The sequence below is a fragment of the Mesorhizobium sp. B2-3-6 genome, from assembly GCF_006442305.1.
Classification (GTDB): domain Bacteria; phylum Pseudomonadota; class Alphaproteobacteria; order Rhizobiales; family Rhizobiaceae; genus Mesorhizobium.
Window position 1 is genome coordinate 533,500 of the sequence record NZ_VFVW01000001.1, and the last position, 14,763, is coordinate 548,262.

12 protein-coding genes and 2 pseudogenes are annotated in these 14,763 nt (G+C 63.1%); 10 read left to right on the top strand and 4 right to left on the bottom strand.

Annotation, left to right across the window (positions count from 1 at the left end; all coding sequences use genetic code 11):
* The first annotated feature begins 19 nt into the window (after positions 1–19).
* The 3 genes from FJ953_RS02645 to FJ953_RS02655 are packed head-to-tail and all read left to right on the top strand — an operon-like array spanning position 20 to position 2,292.
* The gene (locus FJ953_RS02645; RefSeq protein WP_140500160.1) at positions 20–1,102 is read left to right on the top strand and encodes a fatty acid desaturase family protein; all 1,083 of its coding nucleotides are present in this window, start codon (positions 20–22) and stop codon (positions 1,100–1,102) included.
* A gap of 28 nt (positions 1,103–1,130) precedes the next feature.
* Positions 1,131–1,442: a MocE family 2Fe-2S type ferredoxin gene (locus tag FJ953_RS02650; protein ID WP_140515869.1), complete on the top strand. Its 312-nt coding sequence runs from the start codon at positions 1,131–1,133 to the stop codon at positions 1,440–1,442.
* Between the two features lie 49 nt (positions 1,443–1,491).
* The gene (locus tag FJ953_RS02655; RefSeq protein WP_140557936.1) at positions 1,492–2,292 is read left to right on the top strand and encodes a 3-methyl-2-oxobutanoate hydroxymethyltransferase; all 801 of its coding nucleotides are present in this window, start codon (positions 1,492–1,494) and stop codon (positions 2,290–2,292) included.
* Here the strand turns inward: FJ953_RS02655 and FJ953_RS02660 are convergent.
* A pseudogene (locus tag FJ953_RS02660) lies at positions 2,257–2,688 on the bottom strand (aromatic amino acid lyase); the annotation flags it as partial. The gene FJ953_RS02655 and the pseudogene FJ953_RS02660 sit on opposite strands and share 36 nt — an antisense overlap.
* Positions 2,687–3,346: pseudogene (locus FJ953_RS02665) on the bottom strand (ornithine cyclodeaminase family protein); the annotation flags it as partial. The pseudogenes FJ953_RS02660 and FJ953_RS02665, both read right to left, overlap by 2 nt.
* Before the next feature lie 84 nt (positions 3,347–3,430).
* Here FJ953_RS02665 and FJ953_RS02670 point away from each other — a divergent pair.
* From FJ953_RS02670 to FJ953_RS02700, 7 genes are all read left to right on the top strand, one after another.
* Positions 3,431–4,864, top strand: a complete 1,434-nt coding sequence (locus tag FJ953_RS02670; RefSeq protein WP_140499879.1) for a DHA2 family efflux MFS transporter permease subunit — start codon at positions 3,431–3,433, stop codon at positions 4,862–4,864.
* A 271-nt stretch (positions 4,865–5,135) separates the two neighbouring features.
* Entirely contained in the window at positions 5,136–6,122 is a 987-nt protein-coding gene (locus FJ953_RS02675; RefSeq protein ID WP_140499878.1) for an ABC transporter permease, read from the top strand.
* A 118-nt stretch (positions 6,123–6,240) separates the two neighbouring features.
* Complete coding sequence (locus FJ953_RS02680; RefSeq protein ID WP_140567564.1) at positions 6,241–7,266, top strand: sugar ABC transporter substrate-binding protein; 1,026 nt, start codon at positions 6,241–6,243, stop codon at positions 7,264–7,266.
* Between the two features lie 260 nt (positions 7,267–7,526).
* On the top strand, positions 7,527–9,650 hold the full coding sequence (locus tag FJ953_RS02685) for an SMP-30/gluconolactonase/LRE family protein (RefSeq protein WP_140623065.1): 2,124 nt from the start codon (positions 7,527–7,529) through the stop codon (positions 9,648–9,650).
* Positions 9,647–10,696 carry a hypothetical protein gene (locus FJ953_RS02690; RefSeq protein ID WP_140557942.1) on the top strand — a complete coding sequence of 350 codons (1,050 nt, stop codon included), beginning with the start codon at positions 9,647–9,649 and terminating at the stop codon, positions 10,694–10,696. The genes FJ953_RS02685 and FJ953_RS02690 overlap by 4 nt, the downstream gene beginning before the upstream one ends.
* Entirely contained in the window at positions 10,696–12,192 is a 1,497-nt protein-coding gene (locus FJ953_RS02695; protein WP_140515857.1) for a sugar ABC transporter ATP-binding protein, read from the top strand. The genes FJ953_RS02690 and FJ953_RS02695 overlap by 1 nt, the downstream gene beginning before the upstream one ends.
* Positions 12,193–12,373: 181 nt before the next feature.
* Positions 12,374–12,781 (top strand): carboxymuconolactone decarboxylase family protein, encoded by a 408-nt coding sequence (locus tag FJ953_RS02700; RefSeq protein ID WP_140557944.1) that lies wholly within the window; start codon positions 12,374–12,376, stop codon positions 12,779–12,781.
* 11 nt (positions 12,782–12,792) lie between these two features.
* Here FJ953_RS02700 and FJ953_RS02705 read toward each other — a convergent pair whose 3' ends face one another.
* Complete coding sequence (locus FJ953_RS02705; protein WP_181174462.1) at positions 12,793–13,677, bottom strand: amidohydrolase; 885 nt, start codon at positions 13,675–13,677, stop codon at positions 12,793–12,795.
* Positions 13,677–14,753 carry a VWA domain-containing protein gene (locus FJ953_RS02710; protein ID WP_181165282.1) on the bottom strand — a complete coding sequence of 359 codons (1,077 nt, stop codon included), beginning with the start codon at positions 14,751–14,753 and terminating at the stop codon, positions 13,677–13,679. Before FJ953_RS02710 ends, FJ953_RS02705 begins: the two co-directional genes overlap by 1 nt.
* Between the last annotated feature and the right edge of the window lie 10 nt (positions 14,754–14,763).

The following is a 14,763-nucleotide window of genomic DNA, read 5'->3' on the forward strand; positions in this document are numbered from 1 at the left end:
GGAGGCCCGTGTGAAGACGATGGCAAAAAAGCGGGATTACAGCCTGGTCGGTGAAAGCACCAGAGCCGCGATCGAGACCGGCCTGGCCTCCGCCGAATGGTACCACACCGATGTCCCCCGCAAGGTGATGAAGGAGCTGATGCAGCGTTCCGACGGGCCGGCGATCCGCGACACCATCATCTGGATTGTTGCGATCCTGGCCTCGGCCGCCGGCATCATATGGTTCTGGGGCTCATGGTGGGTGGTGCCGTTCCTATTCATCTACGGCGTGCTCTACGGCTCGTCTAGCGACTCGCGCTGGCACGAATGCGGCCATGGCACGGCCTTCCGCACGCGCTGGATGAACGATGTCGTGTACCACATCGCCTCCTTCATGCTGATGCGCAATCCAGTGCAGTGGCGCTGGAGCCATGCCCGCCACCACACCGACACCATCATCGTCGGCCGCGATGCCGAGATCGCCGTCATGCGGCCGCCGGACCTGTTGAAGGCGGCGCTGGCCTTCACCGGCATCCTCGATTTCCGCTACTCGCTGCCGACGCTCGTGCGCCAGGCGTTCGGCAAGCTGTCCGACGAGGAAAAGAGCTATGTTCCGGAAATGGAATGGGCAAAGGCCGTGACGGCCGCGCGGTGGCATGTTGCCGTGTACATTGCGACGATCGCTGTCGCGGTCGTCCTCAGGTCATGGATACCGGTGGTGCTGATTGGGTTGCCGCGCCTCTACGGCACCTGGCACATGGTGACCACCGGCCTGCTGCAGCATATCGGGCTGGCCGACAATGTCGTCGACCACCGGCTCAACACGCGCACCGTCTACATGAACCCGATCAGCCGGTTCATCTACTGGAACATGAACTATCATGTGGAGCACCACATGTTCCCGATGGTGCCCTATCATGCGCTGCCCAGGCTGCATGAGCTGATCAAGCACGACCTGCCCGTGCCGAACCCGTCGATGTGGCATGCCTATCGCGAGGTCTGGCCGGTCCTGCTCAGGCAGCTGAAATACGAGGACTACTACCTCAAGCGCGAGCTGCCGCCGACGGCCAGGCCCTATCGCGGCGAATTCCATGAGTTCGACATGTCGGCGGCGGCTGAATAAGGATCGCGAATGCTTGCGGGAGACAGAGATGGTCGATTGGATTGAAGCGTGTGCGGTGGACGATGTCGAGGAAGAGGATGTCATCCGCTTCGACCACGGTGGCCGAACCTTCGCGATCTATCGCTCCCCGGACAATGAATTCTTCGCCACCGACGGTTTCTGCACGCATGAGAAGGCACATCTCGCCGACGGGCTGGTGATGGACGACATCATCGAATGTCCCAAGCACAATGGCCGCTTCAACTATAAGACCGGCCAGGCCAAGGGCGCGCCGGTCTGCGTCAATCTTGCGACCTATCCGGTGAAGATCGAAGCTGGCAAGGTGATGATCGAGATCTGAAGCGCGGCACACCGATCCGGCACCGCGGCAAGCAAAAGAGGAACGTTTAATGAGCCGAAAGAGACCGACCGTCGCCGACCTGCGCGCCATGAAAGGCAAGCGTCAGCTGACCATGCTGCGCGTGCTGACCCTGGACGAAGCGGAAGCTGCCGAGCGGGCAGGGGTCGATATCGTCTCCGTGCCGCCGGAACTCGTGCTCAACCCGCAATACCGCGATGCGGCACCGAGCCTGTTCACCATGCCGGGAGACAATTTCTACGAAATCGGCACATCGGATGATTTCCTGCGTTGGGCTTTCCGGCTCTACAAGGCCGGCGCCGACGCGGTCTATTGCAGCGCGGGCTACGCCACCATCAAGCGCATGGCGGACGATGCCATCCCCGTCATCGGCCATGTCGGCCTCATTCCATCCCGCGCGACGTGGACCGGCGGCTTCAAGGCGGTAGGCAAGACCGCCGGCGCCGCCATGCAGGTGTTCGAAGCGGTGAAACAGCTCGAGGCCGCCGGCGCCATCGGCGCCGAAATCGAAGTGGTGCCGGTCGAGGTCGCCAAGGCGATCTCCGAGCGTACCTCGCTGATCATGCTGTCGATGGGCGCGGGCACCGGTTGCGACGCGCAATATCTGTTCGCCGAAGATATCCTCGGGCAGAATCGGGGCCACATGCCACGACACTCCAAGGTCTATCGCAACTTCGCCGCTGAATATGATCGGTTGCAGGCGGAGCGGGTGGCTGCATTCTCCGAATATGTCGCCGACGTCAACAGCGGCGTCTATCCCGAGGACAGGCATGTGGTGCACATGGACCCGGCCGAGCTACGCCTGTTCCTGGACAAGGTCGGTCGGGGCTAAGGTCGGCTGCCATCTGTCGCTGGCAAGCGCTGTATGCAGCGCTTCGGCTTCGATGCCGAGCGGCCGATCCTCCTTCAGCGCCGGCACCAGCGCGCGTATCGCCGTATGGATAGCGGCTATGCGCGGCGCCAGCGTCTGCCCGTCGCGCAGGTCGACGGCCTGGGCGGCCGCCATCAGTTCGAAGGCGATCAACCGGCGCCACAGTGCGATCATGGCGGCGCATTTCGAAACGGCCAGAGGCGTTTGCGTGGCATGGTCCTCGAGGTCCTAGGAGACGGGCAGGAAATCGAGCATCACCGGATTGGCCTTGTGGCGGATGGCGGCCAGGATCGATGTTACCGCCTTCTGCAGCGGCACGAAGCCGGCCGATGCGCCGCCGACCGGCGACAGGTATTTCGACCGCGCTCATCGTGCCGTAGGGCAGGACCAGCGCGCCACGCTTGATCCACTCGGTCTTCAGCAGCGGCTGCGGTTCCGGCAGCCGCGAGGCCTCGACGACGATGTCGGCGCCCTCGACGCAACTTTGCCAATCGGCCACCGCCTTGACCGGCTTGCCGAGATCGGTGGAGAGCCTGGCGGCAAAGCCGTCGCGGCTTTCCGGCCGGCGCGAATGGACACGGATCTCGTCGAAGTCGAAGAGGTGGTCGAGCAGCCGCACGTTCCAGTAGGCCGTGCCGCGCGCGCCGATATGGGCAAGCACCTTCGAATTCCTGCGCGCCAGATGCCTGGCGCCGATCGCGGTGACGGCGCCGGTGCGCATGTCGGTGATAACGGTGGCGTCTAGGATGGCGCGCGGCGCGCCGGTGCGCGGATCGAACAGATTGAGGATGCCGAATTCGGAGGGCAGGCCGTGCAGGTAGTTATCGACATAGTCGCCAACGATCTTCACGCCCGCCGCATCGAGCGGCGCCACGTAGCCGCGCAAGACATTGAAATGGCCGTGGAAAGAGGGATCAGGCTCTAGATGAACGCGCGGCTCGATCACCGTCTGGCCGTTGCCTTGTGCCACCAGGCCGGTCTTCATGCGTGCGCGTTCCTCGGCCGCCCCGTTCATCCATAACAGGCCGCGCCGCGACACGAAAGTTTGTTGGCCCTTGCCTGGACGTCGCCGGCCAAATGCTGTTCAAAGCGGTCCGTCATGACTGCCATCCCCGAGACTGAAGTTTTAGCCGACCCAGCCAGCAGTTCGCGGCGTGTGGCGCTGATCGTCGCCATTGCCTTCTTCATGCAGCTCTTGGATTCGACGATCATCTCGACGTCGCTGCCGCAGATGGGCGCCTCCTTCGGCGTGCCGGCGGTGGCGATGAGCATCGGCATCACCATCTATATGCTGACCATGGCGGTGTTCGTGCCGCTGTCGGGCTGGCTCGCCGACCGGTTCGGCGCGCGCAACATCTTCCTGATGGCGATCGCACTGTTCACGCTGGCTTCGCTCGCCTGCGGCTTCTCCGAGAATCTCACCGAGTTCGTCGCGGCGCGCGCCGCGCAAGGGCTGGGCAGCGCATTGATGACGCCGGTCGGCCGCATCCTGGTGCTGCGCAACGCGTCAAAATCGGAACTGCTCAACGCAACCGCGCTCATCACCTGGCCGGCGCTGTTCGCGCCTGTCGTTGGTCCGGTGCTTGGCGGTTTCATCACCACCTATCTCTCCTGGCACTGGAATTTCTTCATCAACATCCCGCTTGGGCTGATCGGGCTGGCGCTGGTCGCCCGCTTCATCCCCGGTGACCGTGAAGCCGATCCCAAGCCACTCGACTGGCCGGGTTTCTTCCTGACATCGGCGGGACTTGCTTGCCTTCTCTGCGGCCTCGAGCGTATCGCGCATCCCGACGACGGCGTGCTGCCGACGGTGCTGCTGGTCGCGGCAGGGATCGTCATCGGCTGGTTGGCGGTGCGGCATCTCCGGCGCGCGCCCCATCCGCTGCTCGACCTGTCCTCGTTCAAGGTGCTGACCTTCGCCATCTCGACGCTTGCGGCCGGCACCATATTCCGCGTCGCGATCAACGCCACGCCGTTCCTGCTGCCGCTTTTGTTCCAGGTCGGCTTTGGCATGAGTCCGGTCGATGCCGGCATGATGATCCTGGCCTATTTCCTCGGCAATCTCGGGATGAAGACGGTGACGACGCCGATGCTGCGCCACTTCGGCTTTCGTTCGGTGATGGTCGTCAACGGCGTCATTGCGTCCGCATCGATCATGGCCTGCGCGGCGATCTCGCCGCAGACGCCGCAGGCGCTCGTGGTGGGGCTGATGCTGATCGCCGGCCTGTCGCGTTCCATGCAGTTCACGGCGCTGAACACGCTGGCCTTCGCCGATGTCGCCGCGGCGCAGCGCAGCTCGGCGGCGACGCTGTCCTCGATGCTGCAGCAGGTGGCAATGCTGTTCGGTGTGGCGATAGCTGCGGCGATCCTCAACCTGTCGCAGATCACCAGGGCCCAGCCGGCGCTGGACCTCGTCGATTTTCGAGTCACCTTTCTGGTGATCGGCGTTATCGGGCTGGTGGCGTCGTTCCGTTTCCTGGTGTTGCCGAGGACCGCCGGCGCCGAGGTTTCCGGCCACATGGCCGGGAACTGAAATCGAATTTTCCCATCCACCGCAGGGTTAAATTCCATCTTCGCCTTGCGCCTTGGTGTCGTGCTTGCGCAAGACGCAGGGATGGCGCAAACAATTGCCAAAAGTGCTGAAGTTTCCGGGCATTGCGCCAGCATCAGCAATCAATGCGTCCACATCGCGAGTCTCGTCGGCAGTCCGTGTTTTGAACGCGGATTCATTTGACGAACCGACGTTGAGCCGATTAGCTTTCTTCCCAGGGGCGGCAGCGCTGCCGCCGGGGTGAAGACAGACAATGAACGCGATCGGTCGGCCGAGTTTCAAGAGCCTGAACCAGGAAGGTATTGTCTTTGCCATAGCGGTGATGCTGTTCATTGCCGCGGCCATAGGCCTGCCGGGCTTCATCGCTCCGAACAATCTCGTTGCCATCGTTCGTTCGGTCTCGGTACTGGGCATATTGGCATTGGGCATGGCGGTCGTCATCATTGGCCGTGGCATCGACCTCTCGGCGGTGGCGATCATGGCGATGTCGGTCGCCTGGTATCTGCAATTGATGAATTCAGGAACGCCTGACGGGCTCGCCTTCGCCTATGTGCTGGCCGGCGTGCTCGCCATCGGCCTGCTCAACGGCTTTCTCGTCGCTTACGCCGACGTGCCGGCGATCTTCGTGACGCTTGCCACCGGCTCCTTCGTCTTCGGCTATGTGCGCTCGCAACTGATCACGCAGGATGCGGTTCCGGTGCCGCAGGGCCATTGGGTGGAACTGCTTGGCGGCCTGCGCTTCCTCGACATTCCCATCGAGGTGTTCGTCTTCGCTGCACTGGCTTTCCTGTTCTTCCTGTTCCTGCGCTACACCAAATGGGGCCGCTACATCTATTTCGCCGGCGATAATCCGGTCGCCGCGCGCAACATCGGTATTCCAGTGCGGCCGATGCTGGTGCTGCGCTATGTGCTTTCCGCCTTCGTGGCGCTGATCGCCGGCCTGCTGACAGCGGCCAGCCTGCATTCGATCAACACCCGCGTCGTCAACTCGACGCTGCTCTACGACATCGTGCTGGTGGCGGTGATCGGGGGCATCGGGCTTTCGGGCGGACGAGGCGGGGTGCGAAACGTGCTGGTCGGAGCGGCGCTGATCGGCATCCTGCTCAATGCGATGACCATCATCGACATTCCGCTGCTCTACCAAAACCTGATCAAGGCGGCGATCCTGCTCGGTGCCATCATCGTCGACGGCATCATCAATCCGCGTGACGAACAGACGGCGCAGCAGGGCGACATCTAGAGCATGATCCCGAAAAGTGGGAACTTTTCGGAAAAGATCATGCTCAAACAGGAAGACTAAACCAAAGCGGACGGTTGGGGCCGGCCGTAAATAACAACGACCAACCAGAGGATGTGACATGAAACTGATCAAAACATTGATGGCCGCCGCGGCGGCGCTTGCGGTCACCGCGTTCGTGGCGCCGAGCTTCGCTGCCGACGATCCGGGCCCCGCTGCCTATGCGCAGGCACTCAAGAGCAAACGCGTCATGCTGGTGCCGCTGGCGATGGGCTTCGACCTGGCGCAGGGCTGGGCGCACTATCTGAAGACCGAAGTCGAGGCCTGGGGCGGCACGTTCGAGACGCGCGATCCGAACTGGGTCGTCGATGCCGGCGCGCAGGCGATCACCGATGCCATCTCCTCCGACACCAGGCCTGACGTGCTGATCATCCACGCGCCCGACCTCAATTCCTACTCCAAGCTGATGAAGAAGGCGCAGGCAGCCGGCACCTACGTGATCCTGGTCGACAATCCCGCCAATTTCCCGGCCGATGCCTTTGTCGGCAGCGATTGGGACCGGCTCGGCCAACTCGAGGCGGAAGCCGCGATCAAGGGCTGCGGCGAGAACTCGTCCAAAAAGATCGGCCTTGTGCAGGGCGATCAAGCGAACTCCTCCAGCCTTTATCAGTACGCCGGCATCATGAAGGTACTGGAAAAGCATCCCGAGTTTCAGGTCGTGGCCAAGCCCGACTCCAACTGGGATGCGACCACCTCGCGCAATGTCACGACGACGATGCTGCAGCAGAACCCCGACATCTGCTCGATCATCGACTTCTGGGATGGTGATGCTACTGGCGCGTCGGCCGCGATCCGTGATGCCAAGCTCGAGGGCAAGGTTTTCCTGGTCACCACCGGAGGCGGCGAAAAGGCGGCCGACTGCGACAAGCTGCAGGACGGCACTTATGGCGCGGTTGTCATGACCGACCTTGCCCGGCAGTCGGGGGACATGAACGCCATCATAAAGTTCCTGCTGCAGAGCGGCCAGCCGGCCGGCACGTCGCACACCTACATCTACACGCTGGAGAAGGCGACGACCAAGGCCGACCTCAAGCCCGACAGCTGCTGGGACCTGAAGGCGCTGCAAGCGGAAGCTGCGGCGAAGTAGGTCGCGAGTTTACGCCTGATATCAACATGGCGGCCGGGTTGTACGTGGACAATCTCCAACCTCGGCGCTGCCCCTCACCTTACCCTCTCTTCGTGAAAACGGGGAGAGGGGGGTGTCGACGCTGGAGCCTATCCCTTCTCCCCGTTCTTCACGGGGAGAAGGTGCCGGCAGGCGGATGAGGGGCAGCGGCGAAGTTGAGAATTGCTCCGGAGCGATTACCCGGCCACCTTTTTCTCTTCTCTCGCAATAGCAGTGACCTGATGTCCTTTCGCGAACGCCTCCAGGCCTGGCGCTACAATCTCGTGCCCGACCATCTGGTCGGCGAGATACTGACCAAGCGCTGGACCGACAATGCCATTCCCTTCCTGGCACTGGTGGCAACACTCGGCGTGTTCGGTTCGATCATTCCGGGCTTCTTCAAACTGACCTCGCTGCAGGAATCGACCCGCCAGCTCGGTGAATTCTCGATGGTCGTCACCGGCATGACGGTGGTGATGCTTGGCGGCGGCATCGACCTGTCGGTCGGCTCGATCTTTGCGCTGTCCTGCTTTTCGGCCGTCTATGTCTTCTTCATCCTCGAACAGTCGATCTGGCTGGCGCTGGCCGCTTCGCTTGCCGCCGGCCTCGTCTTCGGCGCCGTCAACGGCTATCTCGTCGGATACCTCAGGCTGCGCGCCTTCCTCACCACGCTGGTGACCTTCATTTTCGGGCGGGCGCTGTTCGACATCCTGGTCACCACCTATGCCGCCGATGTGCAGCTGTCCCAAGCCACCTCCGATGTGCTCGACTTCATCGGCGACGGCACCTTCTGGGGCCTGTCGGTCTCGGTGTGGTTGGCCATTATCCTCGCCATCGTCACTCATATCGCGCTGACGCGCTCGCGGCCCGGCTGGCATGTGCTGGCGGTTGGCGGCTCCCGGCGCTCTGCCCACAATGCCGGCATCCGTGTGCGCCGCACCGTGTTCATGACTTATGTCTTCTCAGGCTTCTGCGCCTCGATCGGCGGCTTCCTCATAGCTTGCCGGCTGAGCGGAGCAGGGCCGGGCACCGGCCTCAACCTCGAGATCATGGCGCTGACCGCGGCGGTGGTCGGCGGTGTCAGCCTCGGAGGCGGGCGCGGCTCGGTGATCAAGGGGCTGATGGGCGCCATCATCGTTTTGACCATGACCAACGGCCTGATCAGGCTGGGCTACGGCACCGGCACCAACCAGATGGTGCTGGGCATCATGCTGGCAGTGGCGGTGACGATCGACATCCGCTGGCTGAAGAACCGCCACAAGGTGCTGAACGAGGTCTATGTCGCGCCGGTCTATCTCAGGATGGGCGAGACGCAGTCGGCGGCGCCCGGCTCCGGCACATCCTACGAACTCGACAATCGGCTGTCGGGCGCCGACCATATCGGGCTCGGCGAACTGGAAGGACCGGAAGATGTCATTCTCGACCGTGACGACCACCTCTATTGCGGCACGCGCCATGGCGAGATCGTCCGCTTCTTCGCGCCGGACTATGTGAAGTCGGAAGTGTTCGCTCATATCGGCGGCTTTCCGCTCGGCCTTGCCTTCGACAAATCAGGCAATCTGATCAGTTGTGTCGGCGCCATGGGGCTCTATTCCGTCTCGCCCGATCGTGAGGTCAAACGCCTGTCGGCCGAAACGTCGCGCTCCTGGACATCGGTCGTCGACGACGCACGGCTGCGCGATCCCAACGACTGCGACATAGCACCGGACGGCCGCATCTATTTCACCGACTCGACCAAGCGCTACGACGCGCATGACTGGGCGCTGGATTCGATCGAGAACCGCGCCACCGGCCGCCTGCTGGTCTATGATCCGAAGGACGGATCGACCAGGACGCTGCTCGACGGCTACCGCTACACCAACGGCGTGTGCATGGCGCAAGATGGCAAGTCGCTGTTCTTCGCCGAGAGCTGGGCCTGCCGTGTGCATCGCTACTGGCTGGAAGGGCCGACGGCCGGCACCGCCGAATGCGTCATCCGGGACATGCCGGGCTACCCCGACAACATCAACCGCGCTTCCGACGGCAATTACTGGATGGCGTGGCTCGGCATGCGCACCCCGAGCTTCGACCTGTCGCTGCGCCATCCCGACATGCGCAAGCGCATGACACGCCGGCTGCCGCAGGACGAATGGCTGTTCCCCAACATCAACACCGGGGGCGTGGTGAAATTCACGGAGGAGGGCGACATCGTCGAAGCGATGGGCGACCTCTCGGGCGGCGCGCATCCGATGGTCACCTCGATGCGCGAGCACAAGGGATATCTCTTCGTCGGCGGCATCCTCAACAACCGCATCGGCCGCTACAAGATTGCTAGCGCCGACCCGAATTGGACCAGCCCGGCTTCCTATTGGGGAGCAAAGCGATGATCCTCGATCCCATCCTGGATTTATTTCGCGGCAAGGCGGTGACGATCCCGCCGCTGGATGGCGCTTTCCGACCCAACACGCAGCTTGACGATGCGCCGGCTTTTGCCGAACTGACCGAGCCGGACAATCTGCTGATCTCTGGCGACAAGCTGCTCGCTTCCAGCGGCAACGCCGTCTATTCGATTGCCGCCGGTACCGCGCCCAAGTTGGTCGAGACCTTTGCGTCCACCGTTACCGCGCTGGCGTTCTCGCCATCGGGTGAGCTGACGGTCGGATTGGAAAGCGGCAAGCTCCTGGTCGGCGGTAGGGATGTTTCGCTACCGGCTGGTGTCAGCTGCATGACCGCGCTCGCCTATGCCGATGATGGTGCGCTGTGGCTGGCCAATGGCTCGGCCGAATTCGCACCATCACAATGGGCGGCCGACCTGATGAAGAAAGGCGCGTCCGGATCGCTTTGGAAGCAGGATGCGGCAGGCGGGACCTTCCGCAAGGTGGCCGGCGCCATCGCCTTTCCCTATGGGCTCCATCCCATCGGCAGGGATGTGCTGGTGAGCGAGAGCTGGCGCCATCAGCTCATCCGCTTCGAGGCGGCAAGCGGCAGCCGCTCGACGGTGTTGACCCATCTGCCCGGCTATCCCGCGCGGCTGTCGCCGGCAGCCGATGGCGGCGCCTGGCTGACCCTGTTTGCGCCGCGCAACCGGCTGATCGAATTCGTGCTGCAGGAGACGCATTACCGTCAGGACATGATCGAGCAGGTGCCGCCGGCCTATTGGATCGCACCGGCTCTGGCCTCAAGCCGCAGCTTCCTCGAACCGCTGCAATGCGGCGGCATCCGCACGATGGGCATCCACAAGCCCTGGTCGCCGAGCCGCTCCTACGGTCTGGTGGTCAGGCTCGACCAGAACATGCAGCCTCGGTTCAGCCTGCACAGCCGCGCCAACGGCATACGTCACGGCATTTGCAGCGTGGTTGAAAAAGATGGCGAACTGTTCGTCGCCTCGAAGGGCGGCGACTGCGTGTTGGCTGTCGATGCCGGGGGGTTTTGATGGAACCAATCGTGCGCTTGGAGAATGTCACCAAAAATTATCGCGGCGTGCCCGCGGTCAAGAATGTCAGCTTCGAATTGCGCAAGGGCGAGATCCACGCGCTGCTCGGCGAAAACGGCGCCGGCAAGTCGACGCTGACCAAGATCATCGCCGGAGTGGTCGACGCCAGTTCGGGCAAGATGTTCCACAAGGGACGCGAGATCGCTTACGCCTCGCCGCATGCGGCGCTCGAGGCGGGCATCGCAATGGTGTTCCAGGAGACCAGCCTGGTGCCGTCGATGACGGTGGCGCAGAATCTTTATCTCGGCACCGAGAAATTCCTCAACCGGCTGCGCGGCACCTACATTTCCGCGCAGCAGTTCCTGCAGTCGCTGAATTTTCCGGTCGACCCGAACGCCATGGTGGCGACGCTTGGCGCGGCCAAGCGCCAGATGGTCGAGATCGCGCGCGCCGTGCACCACAATGCCGAGATCATCATCTTCGACGAGCCGACCGCGACGTTGACGCCGGAGGAAAAGCGGCACTTCTTCGCGCTGATCCGGCGGCTCAAGGCGCGCGGCGTCTCCATCGTCTTCATCAGCCATGCGCTGGAAGAGGCGCTGCTGATTGCCGACCGCATCACCATCCTGCGCGACGGCGAGTTGGTCATCACCGACGACACGTCGGCCTTCGATCGCGACCGGATCGTTGCCGCCATGGTCGGGCGCATGCTGTCCGGGCAGATCTATCGCCAGCGAGACGAGGCCAGGCTGCGCAAGGCGGGCAAGAAAGTTCTGTCGGTGCAGGACATCTCAATGAGCAATGTCGTGCGCAACAATTCGTTCTCGATCTTCGAAGGCCAGATCACCGGCGTCTTCGGGCTGATCGGCTCCGGCCGTACCGAGACGTTCAAAATCGTGTCCGGCATCTACAAACGCGATTTCCTGCGCGGCGGGGCGATCGAGCTGGACGACAGGCCGGTGCGCTATCTCGTGCCGAGCGAAGCGGTGGCCGACGGCATCGTCTACGTCACGGAGGATCGCAAGAGCGAAGGCATTTTCGAGACGATGGGCATTGCCGAGAACCTGTTCGGCGGGCTGCTGGCGGCCGGCCGCGAAAAAGGCTGGGTGATCAATCAGCAGGAGATGCGCGCGCTCTCCGCCGAATGGACCAAGACGCTGAACATCAGGGCGATCAACGACAATGCGCGCGTGGTCGAGCTTTCCGGCGGCAACCAGCAGAAGGTGGTGATCGGCAAGGGGCTGGTGCAGAAGCCGCGCGTGGTCATCTTCGACGAGCCGACGCGCGGCGTCGATGTCGGCGCCATCGCCGAGATCCACCAGATCATCAACCGGCTGGCCGACGAGGGTCTGGCCGTCGTCGTCATCTCGTCCTACCTGCCGGAGATCATGAACCTGTCCGACCGGATCCTGGTCTGCCGCCAGGGCCGTATCGTCGAGGAGTTTTCGCCGGCCGAGGCGACGGAGGAGAAGATTATGTATGCGGCGGTGCATTAGAGAGTGTGTCGGTATTCAGGTGAGGCCGGCCTGCAAACGCCAGCTTGACTTGAATCTCGACATACCCTCGCGGTGCCGTTTGCGTCGCAAAAGGCGAATAGGCGAATGAAGTGAATGGATTGGCGGCGGCTGTTCAGCGTCCGATTCAAACGTCCGGCATTGAAAAACGAAAGGAAACACCATGGCCACCACCAGACTCCTGAGCGATGCCGAGGTGGAGAAAATCCCGGCCTTAAAGGCGGTGTTCGACGACATCCGCGCGACGCGCAAATCCGATTTCGTCAATAATTTCTGGCGCGGGCTGGCCAATGATCCTGTGGCGCTGAAGCGTATCTGGGAACAGCTCAAGGCGGTGATGGTTGCAGACAGTGCCATCGATCCGTTGACCAAGGAGATGATCTACATCGCGGTGTCGACCGCCAATGGCTGCTCCTATTGCGTCCATTCGCACACCGCGGCGGCGCGCGCCAAGGGCATGACAGACGCACAGCATGGCGAACTGGTGTCGATCATCGGGTTGGCGGGACAGACCAACCATCTGGTGACGGCAATGCAGATCCCGGTCGATCCACAGTTCGAGGTGAAGTGAGGAAAGACGCGCTACACCGGCCTGTAAACCTTCTCCGCCGCGTTCCAGAAAATGTCGGCTTCCGCCGTGCCATGCTTCTCCACCGCATCGCGGTGCGCCTTGATCAGTTCGGCGTGGCCAGTCCAGAGCTTCTCGATCGGGAAGTTCGAGCCGAACATCAGATGGTCGCTGCCAAGAATATCGATCGCATTGTCGATGATGTAGGCGATCAGCGCCGGGTCGTTGCGGTGAACGAAGGTGCCGAGGCCAGACAGCTTGGCGTAGAGATTGGGCGCCGCCGACAGTGCGCGCAGGCCGGCCTTCCAGGCTTCGGTGGTTTCCGGTTCCATGCCGGTCAGCATGCCGGCGTGGGTCAGGATGAAATTCGTCTCCGGGTTTTCGCCGACCAGCGTCAGCCCGTCCTTCATCTGGGCGGGGAAGAGCTGCAGGTCGAAGGACAGGCCGTAATCCTTCAGCCGCGCGACGTTGGCGCGGACCTTGGGGTCGATCACCTGGTCGGCCGAGGCGGCGAAGCGGAAGGCCGGGGTCTCGTGCCAGTGCAGTTGCATGCGCACGCCGCGCAGCAGCCTGTATTTCATCAACCGGTCGATCTGCGGCCTGACATCGTCCACCGTCATGTCGGCATAGCCGACGATGGCGTGCGGCCAGCCGGTCTCGTCAGCGGTCTTCTGCAGGAAGGCGACCTCCTTCTCGAAATCCTCCTTGGCCCAGTTGGTCTGGACATAAACGGCTTTTTCGACGCCCGAACCTTTTTGGTCGGCCAAAAATTCATCGATCGGATAGTCGCGGCGGATCGGTTCGTAAGGGCCGAAGATGCGCGGCACCATCGGGCCGACCAGCCATGGTTGGTCCTTCTGGCGCCAGATGTGGAAATGCGCGTCGATGGCTTTCTGCATCACGATACCCTTTTCCAGATGGTCGCGGCCGCCGGGGCGGGGCGTGCGAGCGACAGGATGAAATCGGTGAGGCCGGCCAGCGACGAGCCGTCGACCAGATCGTCGAGGTCGGGCAGGATGGCGCGCAGCGCCGCTGTCGCCGGCTGGAAGCGCGGATCGCCGGCCAGCGGGGTCGCCAGCGACAGCCGGAAGGCGCGGGCGCTAAGCCTGCGCATGGCAATCTCCAGTTCGGCATGGTCGCCGCGCTCCAGCGCGTCGGAGAGAATGACGACCGCGGCGCCGCGCGTGAACGACGAAAAGCGCGGCACCGAGAGGAATGCCAGCAGGGTCGGTCCCATGCGGGTGCCGCCATCCCAATCGTCGACCTGGGCCGCCGCGCGCGCCAGCGCCTGATCGCGGTCGCGGATGCGCAATGCCGAGGTGATGCGGGTGAGCCGCGTGCCGAAGGTAAAGATCTCTGCGCGGTCCGCGCCCTGCACGGCGGCATGCGCCAGCTTGAGATAGTCGGCGGTGTGCAGCTTCATCGAGCCGGAGACATCGATCAAGAGCAGCAGTTTGCGCGGCACGGTCTGGCGGCGGCGCAGCAGCGGCGAGGGGACATCGCCATCTGCGCCGACGATTTCCCTGAGCGAGCGGCGCAGGTCGAGCTTGCCGCGCGAATGGGTACGCACGGTGCGGAAGGAACGTCGGGCGGGCAGGGCCGATGACAGCTTTCGGCGAAACGCGGTCAGACTGTCGTCGTCGCGCTGGAAGTCGCGCGAGCTCAACTGCTCCAGGGCGGAAGACAACTCGCCGCCTTCCTGTTTCTGCTCGGCCTCGATCCGTTCGTCGTCGGCACCGCCATCATCCTTGATGCGCGTTTCCTCGTCTGCATCGCCTTCGATCACAGCTGACGCGTTGCCATAGAAATGGCTCTGGAAATGCGCTTCGAATTCGTCGCGGCGGTCAGGCGGCGGCGCTAGTGTGGCCAGGGCCGCCTCACGGATGTCCGCCATCGAGCGCGGCCCCAGCAGGGTCACGGCCTGCATGAAACGGGAGACTTGTTCCGGGGCAATAGCGAAGCCGTAGCGGCGCAGCAGGCGAGCG

What these genes read in the sequence shown, in the direction of transcription:
- FJ953_RS02645 (WP_140500160.1), top strand. Translation starts at nt 20, where the DNA reads ATGGCAAAAAAGCGGGATTACAGCCTGGTCGGTGAAAGCACCAGAGCC.
- FJ953_RS02650 (WP_140515869.1), top strand. Translation starts at nt 1,131, where the DNA reads ATGGTCGATTGGATTGAAGCGTGTGCGGTGGACGATGTCGAGGAAGAG.
- FJ953_RS02655 (WP_140557936.1), top strand. Translation starts at nt 1,492, where the DNA reads ATGAGCCGAAAGAGACCGACCGTCGCCGACCTGCGCGCCATGAAAGGC.
- FJ953_RS02670 (WP_140499879.1), top strand. Translation starts at nt 3,431, where the DNA reads ATGACTGCCATCCCCGAGACTGAAGTTTTAGCCGACCCAGCCAGCAGT.
- FJ953_RS02675 (WP_140499878.1), top strand. Translation starts at nt 5,136, where the DNA reads ATGAACGCGATCGGTCGGCCGAGTTTCAAGAGCCTGAACCAGGAAGGT.
- FJ953_RS02680 (WP_140567564.1), top strand. Translation starts at nt 6,241, where the DNA reads ATGAAACTGATCAAAACATTGATGGCCGCCGCGGCGGCGCTTGCGGTC.
- FJ953_RS02685 (WP_140623065.1), top strand. Translation starts at nt 7,527, where the DNA reads ATGTCCTTTCGCGAACGCCTCCAGGCCTGGCGCTACAATCTCGTGCCC.
- FJ953_RS02690 (WP_140557942.1), top strand. Translation starts at nt 9,647, where the DNA reads ATGATCCTCGATCCCATCCTGGATTTATTTCGCGGCAAGGCGGTGACG.
- FJ953_RS02695 (WP_140515857.1), top strand. Translation starts at nt 10,696, where the DNA reads ATGGAACCAATCGTGCGCTTGGAGAATGTCACCAAAAATTATCGCGGC.
- FJ953_RS02700 (WP_140557944.1), top strand. Translation starts at nt 12,374, where the DNA reads ATGGCCACCACCAGACTCCTGAGCGATGCCGAGGTGGAGAAAATCCCG.
- FJ953_RS02705 (WP_181174462.1), bottom strand. Translation starts at nt 13,677, where the DNA reads ATGCAGAAAGCCATCGACGCGCATTTCCACATCTGGCGCCAGAAGGAC.